The organism is Arenimonas alkanexedens, assembly GCF_054781355.1.
Genome location: NZ_BAAGUO010000005.1, coordinates 71538 through 90106, shown reverse-complemented (window position 1 = coordinate 90106; position 18569 = coordinate 71538). Strand labels below are relative to the sequence as shown.

At 67.3% G+C, this 18569-nt stretch carries 18 protein-coding genes and 1 tRNA gene; 11 read left to right on the top strand and 8 right to left on the bottom strand.

The genetic code is table 11. From position 1 onward, the window contains the following. Positions 1–72: 72 nt before the first annotated feature. The 3 genes from lolA (at position 73) to ACYVGY_RS11335 (ending at position 2778) form a co-directional block, all read left to right on the top strand. Complete coding sequence (gene lolA, locus ACYVGY_RS11345; RefSeq protein WP_460457603.1) at positions 73–720, top strand: outer membrane lipoprotein chaperone LolA; 648 nt, start codon at positions 73–75, stop codon at positions 718–720. Positions 721–812: 92 nt separating this feature from the next. Next, positions 813–2087: a replication-associated recombination protein A gene (locus ACYVGY_RS11340; protein ID WP_460457646.1), complete on the top strand. Its 1275-nt coding sequence runs from the start codon at positions 813–815 to the stop codon at positions 2085–2087. After that, positions 2080–2778 (top strand): phytanoyl-CoA dioxygenase family protein, encoded by a 699-nt coding sequence (locus ACYVGY_RS11335; RefSeq protein WP_460457602.1) that lies wholly within the window; start codon positions 2080–2082, stop codon positions 2776–2778. Before ACYVGY_RS11340 ends, ACYVGY_RS11335 begins: the two co-directional genes overlap by 8 nt. Positions 2779–2784: 6 nt before the next feature. On the opposite strand, the gene ACYVGY_RS11330 is transcribed toward ACYVGY_RS11335, so the two are convergent. Beyond that, positions 2785–4542 (bottom strand): M14 family metallopeptidase, encoded by a 1758-nt coding sequence (locus ACYVGY_RS11330; RefSeq protein ID WP_460457601.1) that lies wholly within the window; start codon positions 4540–4542, stop codon positions 2785–2787. Between the two features lie 94 nt (positions 4543–4636). Then, positions 4637–5074 (bottom strand): OsmC family peroxiredoxin, encoded by a 438-nt coding sequence (locus tag ACYVGY_RS11325; protein ID WP_460457600.1) that lies wholly within the window; start codon positions 5072–5074, stop codon positions 4637–4639. 180 nt (positions 5075–5254) lie between these two features. Here ACYVGY_RS11325 and crcB point away from each other — a divergent pair, with 180 nt between their 5' ends. Next, positions 5255–5644 carry a fluoride efflux transporter CrcB gene (crcB, locus tag ACYVGY_RS11320; RefSeq protein WP_460457599.1) on the top strand — a complete coding sequence of 130 codons (390 nt, stop codon included), beginning with the start codon at positions 5255–5257 and terminating at the stop codon, positions 5642–5644. Here the strand turns inward: crcB and ACYVGY_RS11315 are convergent. Then, positions 5631–6284, bottom strand: a complete 654-nt coding sequence (locus ACYVGY_RS11315) for a CmcI family methyltransferase (RefSeq protein WP_460457598.1) — start codon at positions 6282–6284, stop codon at positions 5631–5633. The two genes, crcB and ACYVGY_RS11315, sit on opposite strands and share 14 nt — an antisense overlap. 145 nt (positions 6285–6429) lie before the next feature. On the opposite strand from ACYVGY_RS11315, the gene serS reads away from it, so the two are divergent. The 3 genes from serS to ACYVGY_RS11300 all read left to right on the top strand — a co-directional run bounded on the left by serS (position 6430) and on the right by ACYVGY_RS11300 (position 8842). Then, positions 6430–7713 (top strand): serine--tRNA ligase, encoded by a 1284-nt coding sequence (gene serS, locus ACYVGY_RS11310; protein ID WP_460457597.1) that lies wholly within the window; start codon positions 6430–6432, stop codon positions 7711–7713. Further along, entirely contained in the window at positions 7710–8678 is a 969-nt protein-coding gene (locus ACYVGY_RS11305; RefSeq protein ID WP_460457596.1) for a LysR substrate-binding domain-containing protein, read from the top strand. The genes serS and ACYVGY_RS11305 overlap by 4 nt, the downstream gene beginning before the upstream one ends. A gap of 74 nt (positions 8679–8752) precedes the next feature. Continuing rightward, positions 8753–8842 (top strand) — tRNA-Ser (locus tag ACYVGY_RS11300). Positions 8843–8844: 2 nt separating this feature from the next. Here ACYVGY_RS11300 and ACYVGY_RS11295 read toward each other — a convergent pair. Continuing rightward, the gene (locus ACYVGY_RS11295) at positions 8845–9783 is read right to left on the bottom strand and encodes a CPBP family intramembrane glutamic endopeptidase (protein ID WP_460457595.1); all 939 of its coding nucleotides are present in this window, start codon (positions 9781–9783) and stop codon (positions 8845–8847) included. A gap of 237 nt (positions 9784–10020) precedes the next feature. On the opposite strand from ACYVGY_RS11295, the gene ACYVGY_RS11290 reads away from it, so the two are divergent. Next, entirely contained in the window at positions 10021–10665 is a 645-nt protein-coding gene (locus ACYVGY_RS11290) for a response regulator (RefSeq protein ID WP_460457594.1), read from the top strand. A gap of 48 nt (positions 10666–10713) precedes the next feature. On the opposite strand, the gene ACYVGY_RS11285 is transcribed toward ACYVGY_RS11290, so the two are convergent. After that, positions 10714–13737 (bottom strand): Rne/Rng family ribonuclease, encoded by a 3024-nt coding sequence (locus ACYVGY_RS11285; RefSeq protein ID WP_460457593.1) that lies wholly within the window; start codon positions 13735–13737, stop codon positions 10714–10716. Positions 13738–14109: 372 nt separating this feature from the next. Here ACYVGY_RS11285 and ACYVGY_RS11280 point away from each other — a divergent pair, with 372 nt between their 5' ends. Further along, on the top strand, positions 14110–15069 hold the full coding sequence (locus tag ACYVGY_RS11280) for an RluA family pseudouridine synthase (RefSeq protein ID WP_460457592.1): 960 nt from the start codon (positions 14110–14112) through the stop codon (positions 15067–15069). Positions 15070–15140: 71 nt separating this feature from the next. Here the strand turns inward: ACYVGY_RS11280 and ACYVGY_RS11275 are convergent, their stop codons facing one another. Continuing rightward, positions 15141–15479 carry a 4a-hydroxytetrahydrobiopterin dehydratase gene (locus ACYVGY_RS11275; RefSeq protein WP_460457591.1) on the bottom strand — a complete coding sequence of 113 codons (339 nt, stop codon included), beginning with the start codon at positions 15477–15479 and terminating at the stop codon, positions 15141–15143. Positions 15480–15537: 58 nt separating this feature from the next. On the opposite strand from ACYVGY_RS11275, the gene ACYVGY_RS11270 reads away from it, so the two are divergent. Together ACYVGY_RS11270 and ACYVGY_RS11265 are read left to right on the top strand one after the other, a co-directional pair. Further along, positions 15538–16125 (top strand): NfuA family Fe-S biogenesis protein, encoded by a 588-nt coding sequence (locus ACYVGY_RS11270; RefSeq protein WP_460457590.1) that lies wholly within the window; start codon positions 15538–15540, stop codon positions 16123–16125. Between the two features lie 88 nt (positions 16126–16213). After that, positions 16214–17767: a hypothetical protein gene (locus ACYVGY_RS11265; RefSeq protein WP_460457589.1), complete on the top strand. Its 1554-nt coding sequence runs from the start codon at positions 16214–16216 to the stop codon at positions 17765–17767. A 54-nt stretch (positions 17768–17821) separates the two neighbouring features. Here ACYVGY_RS11265 and ACYVGY_RS11260 read toward each other — a convergent pair whose 3' ends face one another. After that, positions 17822–18172 carry a c-type cytochrome gene (locus ACYVGY_RS11260; RefSeq protein ID WP_460457588.1) on the bottom strand — a complete coding sequence of 117 codons (351 nt, stop codon included), beginning with the start codon at positions 18170–18172 and terminating at the stop codon, positions 17822–17824. A gap of 11 nt (positions 18173–18183) precedes the next feature. Beyond that, positions 18184–18510, bottom strand: a complete 327-nt coding sequence (locus tag ACYVGY_RS11255; protein WP_460457587.1) for a c-type cytochrome — start codon at positions 18508–18510, stop codon at positions 18184–18186. Positions 18511–18569: the final 59 nt, after the last annotated feature.

Sequence of the window (18569 nt, the reverse complement as noted above, 5' to 3'; positions counted from 1 at the left end):
GCGCGTGCACAAGCGCGGTTCAGCCGCTCGTCGCCAGACTCCTGTCCAACAAACCCACCGGTGAATCCCGCCATGCGCAAGTTGATTGTCCTGTTCCTGGTCCTGGCCACGGGCGCCGCCCACGCCGGCGCGCGCGAGCAGCTCGATGTCTTCAGCAATGGCGTCAAGGGGTTGTCGGCGAACTTCGAACAGCGCGTCTACGACGCCGACGGCGCGCTGAAGGAGACCTCCAACGGCAGCGTGAAGCTGCAGGCGCCGCGCCAGTTCCGCTGGGAATACATCCAGCCCTTCCCGCAGCTGATCGTCGCCGACGGCGACCACATCTGGATCTACGACCCGGACATGGAGCAGGTGACCGTGCGCCAGCAGAGCCTGGAGGAGCAGAACAGCCCCCTGGCCATGCTGATCGACATCGACCAGATGGAGCGCCAGTTCACCGTCACCGAAGGCGGCCAGGGACAGAGCCTGTCCTGGCTCGAGTTGAGCCCGAAGAAGCCGGAAGAAGCGCCTTTCGATCGCGCCCGTCTGGGCTTTGGGCCGGCCGGTCTGGTGCAAATGGAGATGTTCGATGGCCTCGGCCAGCGCACGGTGATGGCCTTCTCCGCATGGACCCGCAATCCCGCGTTCGCGCCGGCGACCTTCGTCTTCGTGACGCCCGAGGGCGTGGACCAGATCGGCGAAGTGGCCGAGTCCGCCCAGGTCATTCCGCTGCGCGATTGAGCCCGGCGTTAGACTAGGGCGTGCGCAAGAACCCGCCCGCCACGGATTCCCTGTTCCAGCCGCCCGAGGGTCTCAAGCCCTTGGCCGAGCGCATGCGCCCGGCCGTCCTTGACGACATGGTGGGCCAGCGCAGACTGCTGGCGCCCGACTCGGCGCTTCGGCGCGCCGTGGAATCGGGACGGGTGCATTCGATGATCCTCTGGGGCCCGCCCGGCTGCGGCAAGACCACGCTGGCGCTGCTGCTGGCGCGCTATGCGGAAGCCGAGTTCGTGGCCATTTCCGCCGTGCTCTCCGGCCTGCCGCAGGTACGCGAGGTGCTGGCCGCGGCCGGTCAGCGCTTCAGCGAAGGGCGCCGCACGGTCCTGTTCGTGGACGAGGTGCACCGCTTCAACAAGACCCAGCAGGACGCCTTCCTGCCGCATATCGAGCGCGGCAGCATTCTGTTTGTCGGCGCCACCACCGAGAACCCCAGCTTCGAGTTGAACTCCGCGCTGCTGTCGCGCTGCCGGGTGCACGTGCTGGAGGCCGTGTCGCCGGACGATATCGCCGAAGCCCTGCGTCGGGCCCTGGCCGACGAGGTCCGCGGCCTGGGCGGGCAGGGCATCGAAGTGGACGCCGAGCGCCTGGCCGAGATCGCCGGTGCCGCCGACGGCGACGTTCGCCGCGCCCTGACCCTGCTCGAGATCGCCGCCGAGCTGGCGGTCGACGAAGGCGGGCGTATCACGCAAGCCACCCTGGTGCAGGTGCTGGCCGACCGCACCCGTCGCTTCGACAAGCAGGGCGAGCAGTTCTACGACCAGATTTCGGCCCTGCACAAATCCGTGCGCAGTTCGAACCCGGACGCTGCGTTGTATTGGTTCACGCGCATGCTCGACGGTGGCTGCGACCCGGTCTATCTCGCACGTCGCCTGACCCGCATGGCGGTCGAGGACGTCGGCCTCGCCGACCCGCGCGCGCTGCAAATGGCGATCGAAGCCTGGGATGCCTATGAACGCCTCGGCAGTCCCGAGGGCGATCTGGCCCTGGCCCAGGTCGTGATCTACCTGGCCAGCTGCGCCAAGTCCAACGCGGCCTATGTGGCCTTCAAGGCGGCCCAGGCCGACGTCCGCGCAGGCGGCACCCAGGAGGTGCCGATCCATCTTCGCAACGCGCCTACCCAGCTGATGAAGCAGCTGGGCTACGGCAGCGGCTACCAATACGACCACGACGCGCCGGACGGCATCGCGCTCGACCAGACCGCCTTCCCGGAGGCGATGGGCGAACAGGTGTACTACCAGCCAGTGGACCGCGGGCTTGAGATCAAGCTCAAGGACAAGCTCGACCGCCTGCGGGCCGCGCGCGCCGAAGCACGCAAACCGCGTGACTGAGCAACAGGCCACGGTGGTCGGGCCGGTGGATTCCGCGAATCGACTGGATGCCGACGGCTACGCCCTGCTACGCGGCGCGATTCCGGCCGACTGGCTCGATGAGCTACGAGACGCGTTCGATGCGGGTGTTCTTGCCAACGATCAATGGCCGGTGCCGCGCGGCACGGATTGGCGACACGCGCTGCTTGATCTCAACCCTCGAGTCCAGGCGGTCTGTCGCCTGCCGATACTGCTGGCGACTGCGGGTGCCGTGATCCGCGAACGTTTTTTCCTCGCCCAGGTGGAGGGTCGAGAGCCGATGCCCGGCGGCGGTCACCAGGGTTTGCATCGCGACTTCTGCGCGCAGCGCGCCGGCGACACGGTGCTGGCGATCGTCTTTCTGGACGACTACGGGCCCGAGAACGGAGCAACCCGCGTGGTGCCCGGCAGCCACCGCATTCTGCCTGAGGCCGCCCTGCCTGGCTTCGAACACAGCCTGGAGGCGATGCAGCTGGCGGGACGCGCCGGCGATGTGCTGGTGTTCGAGGCGGACCTGGTGCACGCCGGCAGCCTCAATATCAGCGGTGCGCGTCGGCGCAGCCTGTTGATCAGTTACTTCGCGGCGCCGGTGTATGACTCGCATCTCAGCACGGCACCGCTTCGCAATATCCGCATGGACGCGGCCTGGTTCGAGCCCGCGCCCACGGGCTGAGTCGCCTCAGCGTGGCGCGGCGTCCACACGCAGCACCGGGTAGAGGCCCAGCCGCTCGTCCCAGGACGTGTGCCGGCGGTAGAAGAACTGCAGCCGCGCCGACGGGCTGGCGGCGAATGCGGCGTCCTCGGCCAGGCGTTGTTCGAACGCGGCACGCAGCGCCGGATCCTTGGCCAGCATCGCCCGCGCCACGTCTTCGGCCACGTAGGCCTCCATGTATTCCTTGGGCTCGAAGTGGTTATTGAATTCGCCCCAGGCCAGCAGCGAGTCCGGCGCCTGCGGTTCGAGCATCGCCATCACCAGCCGCGACTTGGGCTGGCGGATCGGTACGAACAGCGCGCCGGGACCGATCTGCCGCCGCTCGGGCGCCCAGGCGCCGGTGACCGACAAGGTCTGGTGGCCTTCGACTGAACCGGCGGAAAGCTGCTGCGACGTCGCCCGGAAAGCCTGTACGTCGAGTTCGCCCTGGTCCGGCAGGACGCGGTAGTCCACGCCGTGCGTCCCCAGCTTCGCGGCCACCTTCGCCGCGTGTTCGGCCGGCACCAGGTAGCCGGCACCCGGCATCGGCACCGAAAGCGCCGGCCGCACGTCGTCGCGCATCGGCACGGTCCAGACCTGCGGCGTGGACTCGTCGTAGCGGGTCATCAGTGCGCCGGATACGTCGGACGGTTCCCGGGTGTAGGCATAGCCGCGGAATTCGATCATGCGCACCTGGTCGGAGACCTCGAAGCTCAGCGGCACCGGCGCGGCATCGGGCTGGCTGGCGGCGATGTCGGCCGCGCGGATCGCTTGCTGCCAGGCCTGGCCGTTCTCGGCCATGTGTTCGAGCACCGAGACCACGGTGTTGCGGGTGCTGCGCACGCGCTCGGGATAAGGGCGCCAGGAATGGGTTTCGACCAGCATGGCCAGCCGGTTGCGCAGCCAGAAATAGCCGGTCGAGAAGCGCGGCGGCGCCACCGAGTCGCTGAAGCCCGAGGCCGGGTCGTCGTAGCTTTCGAACGAGGGGTAGAAGGCCAGCGGCATCGAGCCTTGGGCCGCCAGGTCGGCGATGACGCCGTCGCGCCACTGGCGTCCGATCTCGCGCAGCGCGGTGGGGCCGGCGTGTACCGGCTCGACCTGGATCGCGATGTCATGCTCGAACTGGGCGCCGTTGGTGGCGTGCAGGTCCACCACCGCCAGCGGATCCCAGGCATTGACCAGCGCCAGCATGGCCTGCATCTCGGGCGAGTCAACCTTCAGATAGTCGCGGTTGAGGTTGAAGTTCTGCGCCGTGGTGCGCCAGCCCATTTCCACGGGCCCGCGCTGGTTGGGACGATTCCAGGCGCCGAAGCGCTCGTGGCCGTCCACGTTGAACACGGGTACAAACACCAGCACCAGCTTGTCCAGCGCGCCCGGGGCGGCGTCGCCCGCCAGCACCTCGCGCAGCGCCAGGAAGCCAGCGTCCTTGCCGTCGATTTCGCCGGCGTGGATGCCGCCCTGCACCAGCACCACCGGCAGCCCGCGCTGGCGCGCAGCCGCTGGATCCAGGGCGCCGGATGTCGAGGCCACCAGGGCCTTCATCGTCCGGCCCTGCGGCGTGGTGCCGAAATCGAAACAGCGCACTGCCTGCGGGTGGCGGGTGGCAAAGGCCTCGCAGAGTTCGCCCACTTCGGCGTAGCGTCCGGTCCGGGTGAAGCCCGACTGTTCCGACACGGTAACCAGCGCGTCGTCTGCCGCCGCCACCGTGGATGCTGCCAGCAACAAAGAAGCCGCCCATGCCCGCATGCCAAACCCCCACCAAAAAGTAGGGGCTCAGGTTACCTATTTTGTCCGCTGCCGAGAAACGCCGCTGCAGGAAAGGCCGCGGCGAGGCGGACCCTCACTTTCGCAGCGTGGCCTCAAGCGTGATCTCGGGCACGGCGGCCAAGGCGCGTGACAGCGGGCATTCGTTCTTGGCGCCCTCGGCCAGCTTCTGGAAACTGGCTTCGTCGATATCTTTCACGCTGGCCTCGAGCACCAGCCGGATGCGATCGATCTTGAAGCCTTCGCCGTCCTTCGCCAGTCGCACGTGGGCCTGGGTGTCGACGATGCCGGTGGCGAAGCCGGCTTTGTCGCAGGCGAATGAAAAGGCCATGGTGAAACAGGCGGCGTGCGCGGCCGCCAGCAGCTCCTCGGGATTGGTGCCCTTGCGGTCGTCTTCGAAGCGACTGCCGAAGCCGTAGGGATAGGCGCGCAGGGCCTCGGTGTCGGTGCTGATCTTGCCGGTGCCGGACTTGCCGGCCCCGTCCCAGTGCACGGTTGCGGTCTTCTCGGTCATGGGGCGCTCCAGGAAAGGATGTTCCTGAAGGCTGCATGCTTTGTGCCAAGCGGGCAAACCCACTGACAACGGTCTCCCGGGGCGACGACCGCGCCTCTTGCGCGCGGCGACTGTGCAAAACGCACGACTCAGCCTGCAAAACGCAGTGAATGCGCGGCCATTCTTGGTTAGTCTCTGGCGATGAACTGGAACTTGTTATGGATGGTCATGGCCGGTGGCGCCCTGGGCGCCGGGGGTCGTCATCTGCTCGGCGCCTGGCTACTGCGCCAGGCCGGCGACGGCCTGCCCTGGGGGACACTGGCGGTGAACCTGCTGGGCAGCTTTGCGGCCGGTTTCCTGTTGGTTTGGCTGGAGGGCCGGGGGCCGGGCGTGATGTATCTGCGGGCCTTCCTGATCGTCGGCGTGCTGGGTGGCCTGACGACCTATTCGGCCCTGATGCTCGAATGCCTGTTGTATGCCCGCAGTGCGCGACCTGCCGCGCTGCTGGCCTACCTGGGCCTGACCCTGGTGGCCGGCCTGGCGCTGGTGTGGGCCGGCGCCAGGCTGGCGGAGACCATCAGGCCGGGCTGAGTTCGCGCCGACGCAGGAAGCCCTTGGGATTCCAGGTGATGAACAGAGCTTCCTGGCTGCGGTCTACTTCAAAGTCCGCGTTTTCCTGCACGAAGGTTTCGATCGCCTCGTAGGGCCCCGGCGCGGGACCCAGCGACAGCCCGTGGTGGCAGATGCTGTCCTCGACGATGAAATGGTCGCCGGGTCGGGTCAGGGGCGAGTAGGTGCGCAGCACCGCCAGGGTGTTGTCGTAGGTGTGCGAACTGTCTTCGATCACCAGCACGCGCTCGTGCGGGGCGATCATCGTCCGTACCTGCGGGAAGGCGGCACAGGCGTCGGACAGGATCAGGCTCACGCGCGGGTGCTGGCCCGGCTCGGGGCGCAGGTAGCCGTGGTGGCTGTCGACGCTGATGACCCGGCCATGGCCCAGCAGGTCACACAGATGGGCCAGATAGAGCGTGCTGCCGCCGTACTTGGTGCCGATTTCGACGATCACGTCGGGGCGCATGGCCACGATCAGCTGCTGGTACACCCAGGCGTCATTCGGGTTCTTGTGGGTGGGAATGCCGAAGTAGGTGGTCCGCTCCATGACGCCTTCCTGGATCCTCGCAAGGACATCGGACAGCGGCATATCGAGGTTGTCTTCCATGAACTTTTGCATGCGGTGTGCTCGTGGGGAGGATGCGTGCGGCATGTTAGCCGGCGAGACGCCCTTTGGCTGCCGTCAAATGCCTCGGATAGTCGTTGCACAGGCGTTGGCGGCAGAGCGATAATCCCGCGTCCCGTTTCATTTATGGAATGACCCCATGCTCGACCCGATCCTCCTGCGCGGCCAGCTTGCCGAGACCGCCGCGCGCCTGCAGGCCACCCGCGGCTTCGCCCTGGACGTGCCGGCGCTGGAGCGGCTCGAGAGCGAGCGCAAGCAGATCCAGACCCGCACCCAGGAGCTGCAGAACCTGCGCAACACCCGGTCCAAGGCGATCGGCATGGCGAAGGGGAAGGGCGAGGACACTGCGGCGCTGATGGCCGAAGTCGCCGGCATCGCCGATGAACTCAAGGCGGGCGAGGCGCGGCTTGAGCTGATCCGTGCCGAGATTGATGCGGTGGCGATGGCCACGCCCAATCTGCCGGACGCCGATGTGCCGCTGGGCCAGGACGAGACCGGCAACCAGGAAGTGCGCCGCTTTGGCGTGCCGCGTGTCTTCGATTTCCCGGTCAAGGACCACGTGGAGCTGGGTGCCCGCGACGGCTGGCTCGATGGCGACACCGCTGCCAAGCTCAGCGGCGCCCGCTTCACCGTGCTGCGGGGCGAACTGGCGCGGCTGCATCGCGCGCTGGCGCAGTTCATGCTGGACCTGCATACGCAGCAGCACGACTATCTGGAAGTGAACGTGCCGCTGATCGTCAATGCCGACAGCCTGCGCGGCACCGGCCAGCTGCCCAAGTTCGAGGACGACCTGTTCGCCACCGATTTCGGCGACAGCAAGCGTTACCTGATCCCCACCAGCGAAGTGCCGCTGACCAATATCGTCCGCGACGTGATCGTGGACGACGCCCAGCTGCCGATGCGCATGGCCGCGCACTCGCTGTGTTTCCGCGCCGAGGCCGGCAGCCACGGCCGCGACACGCGCGGCATGATCCGCCAGCACCAGTTCGAAAAGGTGGAGATGGTTTCCATCGCCCGGCCGGAGGAATCCGCGCAAGAGCACGAGCGCATGACCCGCTGCGCCGAGGTAGTGCTTGAAAAGCTCGAGCTGCCGTACCGGAAGATGCTGCTGTGCACCGGGGACATGGGCTTTAGTGCGGTCAAGACCTATGACCTGGAAGTCTGGCTGCCCAGCCAGGACACCTATCGCGAGATCAGCAGCTGCTCGAACTGCGGTGACTTCCAGGCCCGGCGCATGCAGACGCGCTGGCGCAACCCGGCCAGCGGAAAGACTGAGCCGGTGCATACGCTCAACGGATCGGGCGTGGCCGTGGGCCGCTGCCTGATCGCGGTGATGGAAAACCACCAGCAGGCCGACGGCAGCATCAGCGTCCCGGTTGCGCTGCGTCCCTATCTTGGCGGACTGGAAAGGATCGGCGGATGAATCACCCGGATCTCAATGACCTTCAGTTCTACGCCATGGTGGTCGAGCACGGCGGTTTCGCCGCCGCCGAACGCGCCCTGGGCATTCCCAAGAGTCGCCTGAGCCGCCGCATCGCCCAGCTCGAGAACGAGCTCGGCGTGCGCCTGCTGCAGCGAAGCACGCGCAAGTTCGCCGTCACCGATGTCGGCCAGAGCGTGTATCGCCATGCCCAGACCATGTTGGCCGAGGCCCAGGCCGCGCGCGAGGCGGTGGACCGCGTCAGCGCCGCGCCGCGCGGCAGCATCAAGGTCAGCTGCCCGGTGGCGATCGCCCAGGAAGTGCTGGGGCCGATCCTGCCCGAATTCCTCAAGCAGCATCCGCAGGTAAGGCTGCAGCTGCACGTCAGCAACCGCCGCGTGGACGTGATCCAGGAAGGCTTCGATATCGCGATCCGCGTGCGCAGCCAGCTCACCGACGATGGCGAAATGGTGGCCCGCAGTTTTGGCCACCTGCGCGAAATGCTGGTGGCCAGCCCGAAGTACCTCGACCGCGTCGGCCGCCCCGAACTGCCGGGCGACCTGGCCGGACACACCACGCTGAGCATGAGCGAGGACGACAGCCGCCAGCGTTGGACCCTGCACGGCCCCGAAGGCCAGGTGCAGAAGGTCGAGCTGCAGCCCCTGCTGATGGCGCACGATTTCCCGACCCTGATGGCCGCCGCCCGCGACGGCCTGGGCGTGGTGCTGCTGCCCGAGCTGACCTGCGCCGAAGCGATCCGGCGCGGTGAACTGGAGGTCGTGCTGCCGCTCTGGAGCCTGCCCCAGGGCATCTGCCACGCCATCTACCCCAGCCGCCGCGGCCTGCTGCCGGCGGTGCGCGTGTTCATCGACTTCCTTGCCGAGCGCTTGCCCGGCATCATTGAAGACAGCCGCCTGAAGTGCGGCACCAAGGGCGGCGTCCCATGCCCCCCAGGCATGAGCCCGTAGGAGGGGCTTCAGCCCCGATGCTTTTGTGGGAGGGGCTTCAGCCCCGATGCTTTTCGCGAGATAGTCCCAATACTGGAGAGATGGCCGAGTGGTTTAAGGCAGCGGTCTTGAAAACCGCCGAAGGGTCAAACCTTCCGTGGGTTCGAATCCCACTCTCTCCGCCACTTCACGGCAGGAACAGCGCCAGGCCCAGCGCCGAATTCGCGGTCAGGCTGGCCCAAAGCGAGCGCGTGCGAATGTACAGCGCAGCCAGGGCGAAGCCGACCGCCGCCGAGGGCAGGGTGGTTTCCCAGCCTAGCGAGTAGTGCATCGGAAACACGGTCAGGCCCGATAGCACCGCCGCTGGCCAGGTGCCGATGGCGCGTTCGGCCAGGGTGACCAGCCATAGACGCAGGGCCAGTTCCTGCATCAAGGGTTCGAACAGAACCAGCGATACGGCGATCGGCAGGCCGATGGCCGCGATGGTGTAGCCGCTGTCGATGCCGGCGTCGGGAATCCAGGCGCCCAGCAGCTTCAACCCGATCCAGAGCGCCACGGCCACGGCCAGCCCGGCGGCCACGGCTTTCGGGCGCGAAACAGTGCCGGCGGCGGGGGAGGGCAGCGACAGCTGGCGCGCGAAGGCCCAGTAGCCGGCGATCACGAATCCCGCCGGCAGGAGCAGTGACTGCATCCCGATCGACGCGGCCATTTGCCCCATGCTGCGTTCCACGGGCACGTCGAGCTCGTTGAAAACGAACATGTAGCTGCGGCAGACCTTGGCGCCGGTTTCAGCGGCCAATTCCTCCAGCAGTTTCCGGGCGGGGTGATTTTGGTCGTGGTTCAGCGCGCCGATGGAGTACTCGCGAGCCAGAGGGCCGCAGGGTTCGGGCGCATGCAGGGTGGGGCCGGCTTCGCGCACGCGCCCCGCCGGCACGCGGCCGTGGCGGGCGTCGACCTGAGCCGCCAGCGCGTCGAGCTGCGCGGGCGTGCCTTCAATCCAGACCAGGGCGCGATCGGCGCCGGCCGTACGCATCTCCGCGAGCATGAAGCCGCGTAGCGCGACCGCGTACACCAGCGGCAGGCATAGCGCGACGACCAGCAGCATGAAACGCCGATTCGCCTTCATCCGGGTTCCCCGTGCGCACCTTGCCGGTGCGAACGAAGGATAGCGGCGAGGTGCATGCGCAGACTTCTTACCTGGTTAGTGATTCGGGGCGAAATCGCCCTCAATGCGCAAAACCGCGTTTGGCTCCGCTAGTTTCTTTCTCACGGGTCGAATTCCTACCGATTGCCGTGGTGGATGGCGATGCCGTCGCCGCCCGCGGTCCGCGTAGGTTGGCTCAAACGCCCTGGGGAGAGCGCGATGATCCGAGTATTCCTGTTGGACGACCACGCACTGGTTCGCACCGGCTACCGCCTGATCCTGGAGCGCGAGGCCGACTTCCAGGTGGTGGGCGAGGCGGGCAGCGGCGAAGAAGGCCTGCCGGCCATCCGCAGCCTCAAACCGCATGTCGTCATCTGCGACCTGCACCTGCCGGGCATCAGTGGCCTGGACATCACCGAGCGCATTGTGCGCGGCGACTACGGCACGCGCGTATTGATCGTCTCGGTGCAGGAGGACGGGCCGATGCCGCGTCGCCTGATCGAGGCCGGGGCCAGCGGCTACCTGGGCAAGGGCTGCGACGCCCACGAGCTGCTCCGGGCAATCCGCGAGGTGGCGCGCGGCCGACGCTACCTCGCCAGCCAGGTGGCGCAGCGCATGGCCTTGTCGCGGTTGGGCGGCGACGATTCCCCCTTCGACCTGCTGTCGCCGCGCGAACTGGAAGTCGCGCGCATGCTTTGCCAGGGCATGCGGATGGAGGAAATCGGCAGGCGACTGAGCCTGAGCGGCAAAACCGTGGCTACCCACAAATACCGGCTGTACGACAAGCTGGGCATCAAGGACACGGTGGCGCTGGCGCGAATGGCCGGCCAGCACGGCGTATCGGATCCGATCTACGCGATCTGACTAGCGCGGCACCATAAAGAAGAAGGGCGCCTCTCGGCGCCCTTTCTCTTAGTTCTGACCGTTGCTCGGCTTCGACGCATCGGGGTCTTCAATCGACCAGTCCGGCGCCGTTGGAACCTCAGCGCTGGTTTCTTCGACCGGATCCTGCGCGGGGGCGGTCGGCTCCGGCAGGTTGGCGGCCAGTACCGGCTTGGCTTCGGCCACCGGCGGTGCGTCGAACACCGCGGGCTGCGTCCGCAGGAACGGGTTCACCGGTGCGGCCGGGGCTTGCTCGGTCGGAATCAGGCTGGCCTGGACCGGCGCGGCGGCCGGGGTCGGCCGCGCGACCGGCGTCGGTTCCGCCGCCGGACGAGGCTCGGCTACGGCCGGCGTTGCCTCAGGTGCGGGGGCAGACACCGGGGTCGGCATCGCGGCTGCGGGCTCGGCGGCCGGGCGGGGTGCCGCTACCGGTGCGCTCGGGCTCGGTGCTTCCTGAGGCACTTCCGTCGTGGGCTGCGCTTCGGCCGCCTGCGGCTTCGGCTCAGGCGCGGCCACTGGCGTGGCTTCAACCTCAACAGGACGCGGTGCTGGCGTCGGCACGACCACGGGGGCAACGGCCGCGGCCGCTTTCGCCGCAGGGCGCGGGGCCGGCTTCGGGGCCGGGCCGAGATCATCGAAGTCCGACTCGGCGGCGCTGACCGTGGCTGCCGCGGCGGCCTGGCGGTCACCGGTCTGACCGGGTTCTTCATCTTCGAAATCGGATTCGCTGTCCTGCGACCCGTCCTGGCCATTGCCTTCGTTGGCGGCGTCTTCCGGACGACGACGACGACGGCCACCGCGACGGCCGCGGCGACGACGCGCCGTGCCCTCGGCGCCGGCGGCTTCACTGCCGGCCTCGGTGTTCTCGACGCCATCGGCGTCTTGGCCTTCGGCGTCCTCGGTCGGATTCGCCGTCTCGTCCTCATCCAGTGCCACACCGCCAGCCGCCAGCTTGGCGGCGCGGGCTTCGCGACGCTCGGCTTCGCGCTTCAGGTTTTCCTGGCGCTGCTGTTCGCGGCGCTCGGCTTCCTTCTTCTGGTTTTCCTCGCGGCGCTGCTGGCCCTCGAGGCGACGCTGCTCGTCCTGCTTCTTCTGCTCTTCCGTCCGCTCCTGCTTCGGCGGACGCGCCTGGGCGGCTGCCTGCGGCTTGGCGGCGTTCGCGGACTTCTCGCCACGCTCGCCACGCGAGCCGCGCTCGCTGCGGTCACGGCCGCGGCCATTGCGATCGCGTCGACCGTCGCTGCCGCCACGCGGGCCACGCTCGCCGCCGCGTTCGCTGCGGTCGCCGCGCTCATTGCGGGCCTTCTTGGCCGGCGCCTTGTCGTCGGTGGACTCACCGCCGGTGAAGAACGCCGCCAGACGCGCGAACAAGCCGCGCTTGGGCTCGGCGGCCTTGTTCGAGAACACCGGTGCCGGCGCCACCTCGGCATCGGCTTCGTCGCGCGCGGGCGCCGGATTCACCGGACGCACGGCGGTCACGGCCGGCATGTCGGGCACGTTGATATGCGCCTTGGTCAGCGAATGCACCGCCAGCTTGCGCGGGGTGGTGCGGTGATAGCTGGGCTTGCCCGATTCTTCACCCAGCTCGTTGTCACGCAGGCGGCTGATGTTGAAGTGCGGGGTTTCAATCTGGTCGTCGGCGACGATGACCACTGGCGCTGAGTGCCGCTGTTCGATTTCGATCAGGGCGCGGCGCTTTTCATTGAGCAGGTAGTTGGCGATTTCCGGCGGGGCCTGCACCAGCACCTGCCCGGTGTTCTCCTTCATCGCGTGCTCTTCGGCCAGGCGCAGGATCGACAGCGACAGCGACTCAACGCTGCGCATGCGGCCGTGGCCTTCGCAGCGCGGGCAGACGATCTGGCTGGATTCACCCAGCGAAGGACGCAGGCGCTGACGGCTCATTTCCAGCAGGCCAAAGCGCGAGATGCGGCCGATCTGGACGCGCGCGCGATCTTGCTTGAGCGCGTTCTGCAGGCGCTCTTCGACCATGCGCTGGTGCTTGCCCGAGGACATGTCGATGAAATCGATCACCACCAGGCCGCCCAGGTCACGCAGGCGCATCTGGCGGGCCACTTCGTCAGCGGCTTCCAGATTGGTATTGAACGCGGTTTCCTCGATGTCGCTGCCCTTGGTGGCGCGCGAGGAGTTGACGTCGATCGCGGTCAGGGCCTCGGTCTGGTCAACCACGATGCTGCCGCCCGAGGGCAGGCGCACCTGGCGCTCGTAGGCGCCTTCGATCTGGCTTTCGATCTGGTAGCGGTTGAACAGCGGCGTCGGGTCTTCGTAGAACTTGAGCTTGCGCAGGTTCTGCGGCATCACCGACTGCATGAACTCGCGCGACTCGTCGTACATCTCCTGGGTGTCCACCAGGATTTCGCCGATGTCGGCGCGCAGGTAGTCACGCAGGGCGCGGATGATCAGGCGCGATTCCTGGTAGATCAGGAAGGGCGAGGGCTTGGCCAGGGCGGCGTCGGTGATCGACTTCCAGACCTGGAGCAGGTAGTCGAGATCCCACTGCAGCTCGTCGGCAGCGCGGCCGACACCCGCGGTGCGGATGATCACGCCCATGTCGTCGGGGATGGTCAGCGCATCCATCGCTTCTTTCAGGGCCTGGCGGTCGTCGCCCTCGACCCGGCGCGAGACGCCACCGGCGGTCGGCGAGTTCGGCATCAGCACCATGTAACGGCCGGCCAGCGAGATGAACGTGGTCAGGGCCGCGCCCTTGTTGCCGCGCTCTTCCTTGTCGACCTGCACGACCACTTCCTGGCCTTCGCGCAGGAATTCCTTCAGGCCGGCCTTGTTCGGGTCGACGCCGGGGACGAAGTAGTCGCGGGAGATTTCCTTGAGCGGCAGGAAGCCGTGGCGTTCACCGCCATATTCCACGAAGGCCGCCTCGAGGGACGGTTCCAGCCGCACGATGCGGCCCTTGTAGATGTTGGACTTCTTCTGTTCCTTTGACGGCTGCTCGATATCGATGTCGTAAAGGTTCTGGCCATCGACGATCGCCACGCGCAGTTCTTCGGCCTGCGTGGCATTGATCAACATACGCTTCATTGTCTGGTGTCCTCACGCGCTCTTACCGCGAGGAACGCCGGGGTCCGCGCCCGATGTAAGCCGGCCGGGCGCGCACCGCGCGTCCCGGCCTGGGCAGAACTTCCAGCGCTTCAAAACCTTGGGCGAACCCGCGGGAGCGCTTGTTGTACTTGTGTTCGGTCATTGGGGCCGGAAACCGCCTGGCGTTTTCCGGTCTGTCGCGTACTTGTAAGGTACGCGGCGATATCCGCCCGCCTTCGGTACCGGCTAACATGGTCACCCCCGTGGGGTGTGGTAGCGGTTCTTCAGGATTCACCCGGGATCGGCTTTCGGCCAGCACCCTAGGGAAATCAGGACGTTATCTCGCGAAGCGATTGTATAGGTGTAACCCCCATGGCGGCAAATGAAGTCTCAACCGGCGTGAAGATGGTCAAGGTCCCCGAGGATCGGGACGGCCAGCGGCTGGACAATTTCCTGCTTCTCCAGTTGAAAGGCGCGCCGCGCAGCCTGGTTTACAAGCTCGTGCGCAGTGGTCAGGTCCGGATCAACGGCAAGCGGGCCAAGCCCGACAGCCGCCTGGTCGGGGGCGACGAGGTCCGCATCCCGCCGGTAAAGCTCAACGAGATCGGCGAAGCCCGGCCGGTGCCCAAGGGACTGCTGGACCGGCTGGCCGCCAGCATCGTGTTCGAGGACAAGGCCTTGCTGGCGGTGAACAAGCCCAGCGGCCTGGCCACCCACGGCGGCAGCGGCATCAGCCATGGCCTGATCGAGTCGCTGCGGGCCCTGCGGCCGGGTGAGCCGCTGGAACTGGTGCACCGCCTGGACCGCGATACCTCAGGGGTAATCCTGGTCGCCAAGAAGCGCTCGGCCCTGCTGGAGCTGCAGGCCCTGATGCGTGCCGGCGAAGACGACGAAGGCCCGGGCAAGCGCTACCTGGCCCTGCTGGTGGGGCGGGTTCCCAACGGCACCTTGACGGTGGACGCGCCGCTTCAGAAGTCGGTGATGCAGGGTGGCGAGCGGCTGGTGCGGGTGGACCCGTCGGGCAAGGCCTCGGTCAGCCACTTCAAGGTGCTTGAGCGCCGCGGCGGCCACAGCTACTGCGAAGTGCGGATCGAGACCGGTCGCACGCACCAGATCCGCGTGCACGCGGCCCACCTCGGGCATCCGATCGCCGGCGATGAAAAATACGGCGACCCCGAGGTCAACAAACGCCTGGCGCAGCAGTTCGGGCTCAAGCGCCTGTTCCTGCACGCGGCCTCGATCGATTTCGCGCTCGAGCAGGGCAAGACGCCTTATCTGATCAACGCGCCGCTGAGCGACGAACTCACCGCCGTACTCAACCGCCTCGCGTAATCCTGTAGGAGGGCCTTCAGGCCCGAAGCTTTTCAGCGAGGAGCTTCGGGCCTGAAGGCCCTCCTACAGGGTCAGGTCAGCTGCTCGGCCTTTGCGGCGCAGATGAAGTCGTTCACGCTCAGGCCGCCGACGTCGTGGGTGGAGTAGCGCACCACGGCCCGGTCGTAGTGCACGCCGAGGTCGGGGTGGTGGTCCTGGGCGTGGGCCACGTAGGCCAGCGCGTTCACGAAGGCCATCGTCTTGTAGTAGTCGTCGAACCGGAAGGTCTTGCGCACGGCGGCGCCGTCGTCGATCAGCTCCCAGCCGGGCAGGTGGCCCAGGAAGGCCTTCACGTCGGCGGGCGAGAGCTGGTGCTCCTTGCCCTTGAGTGGGGTGCAGTTCCGGGCGGCGAGTTCGTTGATTGTGGTCATGTCAGCGTTCCGTGGCGGTTTGGCCGGAGTATAGGCCGTGGGGTTTACAATGCACCCTATGATCAATATCACTGAATCCGCGCAGGCCTATTTCCAGCGGCTGCTGCAGTCCCAGGGCGGCGACGCCATCGGCATCCGTCTTTCGGCCGTCAATCCCGGCACGCCGCGCGCCGACGCACGGCTGGAGTTCTGCGACCACGGCGATCTGCTGGGCGACGAATGGTCGATCGAATGCACCGGCTTCACGCTTTATGTCGATGCGCCCAGCGTGACCTTCCTGGATTCGGCCGACATTGATTTCGCAGGTACGGCAACCGGCGGCCAGTTGACCATCAAGGCGCCGCGCATCAAGGGCGACCAACCGGCCGGAGACGCCTCCCTGGTAGAGCGGGTGCAGTGGCTGATCGACTCCGAGGTAAACCCACAGCTGGCCTCGCACAAGGGCCGCGTTGCGCTTGATTCGGTGGACGCCGATGGCGTGGTGTACCTGCGCTTTGGTGGCGGCTGCCACGGCTGCGGCATGGTGGACGTGACCCTGAAGCAGGGCATCGAGAAATCAATGATCGCCAAGATCCCCGGGGTGACGGCGGTTCGCGACGCCACCGACCACAGCACCGGCAGCGCGCCCTATATAGCTCGCGGCTGAACGAATCAGCCGCGCTCACGGCGCTTAACCAAATTTTCCCGGGCGCTACGGTTAATCTCGCCCCGCCCTTCCTGATGACGCGGTGCCCGTGACCGAATCCACCGAGACCTTCGATCCCGCAGAAGAGCTCAACCGCTCCGGGCATCGCTGGCAGTCGGCGCGCGCGCGGGAGAACCTGCCGCTGGGGCTGCGTCTGATCCTGCTGGGCCTGGTGACCATCGGACACGCCGGCGTGTTCTGGGTCTTCGATCGCAGCAGTTTCGTGATCAGTCCCGAGCCTGAGCGCATCACCACCATCCTGATTTTCCCCGAGCCCGAGCCGCAGCCCGAACCCGAACCCGAGCCCGAGCCCGTGGAAGTCCCGGAGCCGGAGCCGCTGCCGCCAGACCCGGCCGCCGTCCCGCCCCAGCCGCAGCCCTCGCCGCAGCCTGAGCCGCTTCCAGAGCCTGAGCCCGAACCGCTGCCGGAACCCGAGCCCGAGCCTGAGCCGATTCCGGAACCCGAGCCCGAGCCGTTGCCGGAACCCGAGCCGCTGCCCGAGCCCGAACCGGAGCCATTGGTAGAACCCGCCACCGACCCGGACCCGTCGGAAGAGGTCGACCTGCCGCCCGACCCCGCGCCGCGCGTGGAGTCGACCCTGGTATTCGTGCCGGTAGAGCTTCCCGAGCCCGCGCCGATTCCGCAGCGCGAGCTGCCGGTATCGGTGGTGCCGGCGCCCGAGCTCCTGCCCGAGGTGGAAATTGCGCGGGTGACCGTGCCGAGCACCGATCCGGTCCCAAGCCCCGCACCCGTCGTGAACCGGATCGAGGTCAGCGGCCCGGCGCTTGCTCCGATGCTCGACGCCGTGCCCGTGGCGATTGACCGGCCCTCGGCGCCCACGCTGGACGTGCTTCGTCCCGAGCCCGTGCGCCTCAGCCCGCCGGCGGTGGACATCGAGTTCGGCGAACTGCCTGCCCTGGCTGCGGCGGAGGAGTCGACGCCGGAAACCGCAGCCAACACGCCGCCGGCGTCGGCGCCGACGCGCTCGGACGACTTCCTTGCGCCGGCGCCTGCGGCCTCGCCAGGCGGCATGCAGGCCGTTGATCCGGTGTCGGGTGGCGGCTCGCTGAGTCTTTACAACCCGGATGGCTCCATCCGAATTCCCGACGAGGTGCGCGATCAGCTCAGCGGTGCCACCGACGACAGCCGCGAGTTCAGCTTCCAGCAGCCCGGCCTGCTTGAATCAGGCAGCTTCATGCGGCGCCAGCGCGCGCTGGTGTACGAACCCACGCGCTTCGACGAATACTGGATCCCCGAGAAGGACATCCTGACCGAAGTGCTGGAAAAAGCGGTGGAGGCGACCACCGGTACGGTCGAAATCCCGATCCCGGGCAAGCCGGGTTCGAAGCTGGTGTGCACGGTTTCGGTTCTCGCCGCGGGCGGTGGCTGCGGCATTCGCAACAACAATGACGGTTACGTCGTCGAACTCAACGATCCCAACACGCTCAACGAGCAGGAAGCCGCGCAGTGTGCCGCGTGGTGGGACCAGATCACCAATGCCACCAGCCAGGTGGCGTGGAAGAACACGCGCGAGCTCTACGACTTCCACTGCCGCAAGCCATTGGAAAAATCTACCGAGGTGCCGTTGCCGGCCGCGGACTGAAGCCGAAAAAAAGCCCGGCATGTAGCCGGGCTTTTTTCGATCTGTTCGACCGGATCAGCGCTGGTTGACCTTGCTCAGGTCGTGCAGGTCGCCGGCCTGGCTGCCGTAGAAGGCGGACAGGTCGTTGATGTCCTCGTCGCTGAGTCCACCGGCGAAGCCGGCCATGATCGCGTTCTTGCGCTGGCCGGACCGGTACTCCTGCAGCGCGCGGACCAGGTAGTCCGCGTGCTGGCCGGCGAGCCGGGGATAGGTGTCGTCCAGGCTTTCGTTGCCGGTCGGGCCGTGGCAGGAGGCGCAGGTCTTGGACTTCTCCTGGCCGGCGGCGATGTTGCCGACCGGACCGGCGGCGAAGGCCGGCGCGGTGAGCACGAGGAGGGCGGAGGCGGCGAAAAGGCGCAGGGTCATGGGGTCGGTTCTCACTTGGCCGGCTTGAGGCTGGACAGATAGGCGGCGATGTCGGCGATCTGCTGGTCGGAGAAGCTCTCGGCCTGGGCCTGCATGGTCGGGTGTGCCCGGTCCCCGGTCTTGTAGCCGGTCAGCGCCGCGATCAGGTAGGCCTCGTTCTGGCCGCCGACCTTGGGCACGCGGAACGTGGGGTAGGCGTTCTTGTAGTCGACAATGCCGTGGCAGCCGGTACAGGTGTAAAACAGCGCCTTGCCTGTTTCCGGATCGCCCTTGGCGAACGCAGGAGCGGCGGCGAGGGCAAGCACGAGGCTGGCGGCGGACAACAGGATTCGCTTCATCGTTTTTTTTCCGGCTCGAAAGGGTCGGGCGGGCGGCACTAAACCGAAATTATAGCCTG